1 protein-coding gene and 1 pseudogene are annotated in these 786 nt (G+C 55.5%); both read left to right on the top strand.

Going from position 1 to position 786, the window contains the following annotated elements; genetic code table 11:
• Positions 1 to 141, top strand: a pseudogene (locus tag DQ230_RS16925) (IS3 family transposase); the annotation flags it as partial.
• Positions 142 to 213: 72 nt separating this feature from the next.
• On the top strand, positions 214 to 663 hold the full coding sequence (locus DQ230_RS16920; protein WP_203228125.1) for a hypothetical protein: 450 nt from the start codon (positions 214 to 216) through the stop codon (positions 661 to 663).
• The last annotated feature ends 123 nt before the right edge of the window (positions 664 to 786 follow it).

The raw sequence follows: 786 nt of genomic DNA, 5'->3' as shown, positions 1-786 counted from the left end.
GATGCCGTCGAATGGGAAACCCTCAAATGGGTCGATTGGTTCAACAACCGCCGCCTGCTTGAACCTATCGGATACATCACACCATCGGAAGCTGAGGAGGCGTTCTATGCAAACATGAACACACTCGGTAAAGTCGCTTGAGAAGAACTTAACAGTCTCCGGTAAAACCGGGGCGGTTCACACTGCCTCAGCCATGATGATATGGTTCTGACCGTGAACTGGGAAACAGCGACCGATCAGCGAAACACGCAACTCAACTGCGCCATCACGGCGGACGCGAAGAGCGGGTATGTCTATCGAATGGATGTCGATTTCGACCCACGCGTCAAACCTCTCGATCTCTTCAACGAGACCTACACAGACGGCCAAGGAAGTCCGATAAACCTTTCGCAGAACTACCCCGGCAGCAAGTTCGGATCAGCGCCAAAGTTCTCTTGGCAGCGGCCGACCGGCCGCCTGCATGAACCACAGTTCTTCGCAGCTTGCGTCAATGAACTGGAAACCTTCCGCGTGCGAGCGCGGCGCCGGATGCCGAAGAAATCGAAAGCCGACGCCAAGTCCAGAAACGATATTACCGCCCGCGTGAACGGAATGAAGGAAAATATTCGCGTCATCGCCGAAGACTGGTTCGGCTTTCCTGCGGACACCGAGGCCGAAGGGTAAGGCTTCGGCGGGGGCCGTCTGACTTCGGCTACGATCCGATGATAAGTCCGGCCTTATGTCCGATTTCATTTACCGCCCTCAAATCGAAGTTCTCTCTACGGCCGATGGCATTCGCCGTCGGCA

It is taken from the genome of Roseovarius dicentrarchi (genome assembly GCF_003316635.1).
Lineage (GTDB): Bacteria > Pseudomonadota > Alphaproteobacteria > Rhodobacterales > Rhodobacteraceae > Roseovarius > Roseovarius dicentrarchi.
The sequence above is the reverse complement of the archived record's forward strand: the minus strand, read 5'-3'. Positions and strand labels throughout refer to the sequence as shown.